The organism is Oleiphilus sp. HI0117 (assembly GCF_001635235.1).
In genome coordinates this window covers 1-2194 of record NZ_LWGA01001258.1, presented here as the reverse complement: position 1 = coordinate 2194, position 2194 = coordinate 1, and the positions used below count along the sequence as shown (strand labels likewise).

General features: G+C 44.3%; 4 protein-coding genes. All 4 read left to right on the top strand.

Annotation, left to right across the window (positions count from 1 at the left end; genetic code table 11):
• Positions 1-325: ABC transporter substrate-binding protein (locus A3757_RS21940; protein ID WP_197470213.1), on the top strand; the 325-nt coding region annotated here is incomplete at its 5' end.
• Between the two features lies 1 nt (position 326).
• A complete protein-coding gene (locus A3757_RS21935; protein ID WP_068511145.1) occupies positions 327-650 on the top strand; it encodes a lipid asymmetry maintenance protein MlaB in 324 nt (107 codons plus the stop codon).
• Positions 651-871: 221 nt separating this feature from the next.
• Positions 872-1111 (top strand): BolA family protein, encoded by a 240-nt coding sequence (locus A3757_RS21930; RefSeq protein ID WP_068511143.1) that lies wholly within the window; start codon positions 872-874, stop codon positions 1109-1111.
• Between the two features lie 60 nt (positions 1112-1171).
• The coding region (gene murA, locus A3757_RS21925; RefSeq protein WP_068740294.1) for a UDP-N-acetylglucosamine 1-carboxyvinyltransferase at positions 1172-2194 on the top strand (1023 nt) is incomplete at its 3' end.

Below are 2194 nucleotides of genomic sequence, written 5' to 3'. Positions count from 1 at the left end.
AACAAAAGCCAAGCTTAATAGCCGTAGTGATAAGAAAGCTGTGGTTGATATGCAAGTGATAACAGATAATGGCACTGTGCTGCCGGTTGCTTATTCGATGTATTTAAATAAAGAAAATCAGTGGCTGATGGAAAACGTAATTGTTTTCGGTGTCAACGTTGGTTTGGCCTTCAGGGATCGTTTTGCTCTTCAATATAGGAAAAGCAAAGGCGACCTCGACTTAGTTATTGATGGGTGGAGTGTCGACCTAGATATTAAGAAACCTGACGGTACTGATATTATCATTACTAAGCCAGAAACGGCTTCTGTAGCCGAGGGTGCCTAAGGTGATATCTATTTCACGCAAGGAAGGTAGTCAGGGCGATATGCTTGAAGCATCACTTGCTGGTTCGTTATCAGAGCGTGAGGCTCGTGAGGCAAAATCATTGCTTCTGAGCTTTGTTCAGGAGTCTTCCTCGGAACACAAGTCTGTTAAAATTGATGTATCTGGCGTAGAGAGTGTCAGTAGTATTGTCGTGGCCATTCTGCTGAGTGGTTTACGTGCCGCTAACAAGCACTCTTGCGTATTATCTTATGTCAATCTTCCTGAATATTTGTTTAATATGGCGCGCGTTGGTGGTGTTGAATCGATCTTGGCGGGCGCTGAATAGCTCTCTGGTGGATCTGCTTAGCCTTTTGCTCTCTAATTAGTGTCTAGAGCTTGGTCTTTTATTAAGGCTATATTGCTCGTTATTCTTGCATGCTTTGTAATAAAGCGGCTTTAGTCCCTTCTGCGATTCCTGTATGATACCGCCTTTTTACGCATGCCTTTTTGTCATGTGTAGCGATATTATTATTTTTCAATCATTAATTAACTGGGTAGTGGGCGAGTATGCAAGCATCAGAAGTTGAAAAGCTAATTCTTGATCAAATGGACGATGTCGAAGTAAGGGTAGAGTCTGACGGTTATCACTACCAGGTTACAGCGATAGGCGAGGTCTTCGCTGGCCTAAGCCCCGTAAAAAAACAGCAGCTAATCTACGCATGCCTTAATAAATATATAATTGATGGGACGATACACGCGGTCATCATCAAAACCTATACTCCCCAAGAGTGGGCTGAAAAAGCTTAGTCTTTTGTTTAGGCATATCTCAGTAGACAAATTTAACAAATACATAGAAGGATGCTTATCGTGGATAAGTTATTAATTGGTGGTGGTGTAAAGCTTGACGGTGATATTCGTATCTCTGGCGCTAAGAATGCAGCTTTGCCCATTCTGGCTGCAGCTTTGTTGGCTGATGAACCCGTTACTGTTGGCAATCTTCCTCATTTACACGACGTCACGACGATGATTGAGTTGATGGGACGCATGGGGGTTGAGTTGATGATCGACGAAAAAATGAGTGTCGAGATAAATGCGTCAACTATTAAAGAACTAACTGCTCCTTATGAGCTGGTTAAAACCATGCGAGCGTCTATTTTGGTACTTGGTCCTTTGCTTGCTCATTTCGGTCGGGCGGAAGTATCTTTGCCTGGAGGTTGTGCGATAGGAAGTCGACCAGTGGACTTGCACCTGCGCGGTCTCGAAGCAATGGGGGCCGATATACAGGTCGAAGATGGCTATATTAGAGCTTCTAGCAATGGTCGGCTTAAAGGTGCAAACATCTTTCTTGATACGGTAACTGTAACGGGTACTGAAAACCTGATGATGGCTGCCGCTTTGGCTGAGGGTAAAACCATCCTGAATAACGCTGCACGAGAACCTGAAGTCGTTGACTTGGGTGAGTGTCTGAATGCGATGGGAGCTGATGTTAAAGGTCACGGTACCGCAACGATTGAAATTAATGGCGTTGCATCCTTAAAAGGTTGTCATTATGACGTGCTGCCAGATCGTATTGAAACAGGTACTTACCTTTGTGCTGCCGCTGCGACCTGTGGCCGCGTAAAGCTTAAAGACACACGTGCTGATTTGTTGGAAGCAGTTCTGGTCAAGCTTAAGGAAGCCGGGGCACACATTACCACAGGGAAAGACTGGATTGAGCTGGATATGAAGGGTAAGCGCCCTAAAGCTGTATCAGTGAAAACTGCACCTTATCCCGGGTTTCCAACTGATATGCAGGCACAGTTTGCATCGATGAATTGCGTAGCAGAAGGCACAGGTTCAATTACAGAAACAGTATTTGAAAACCGTTTTATGCATATTCACGAGTTAATG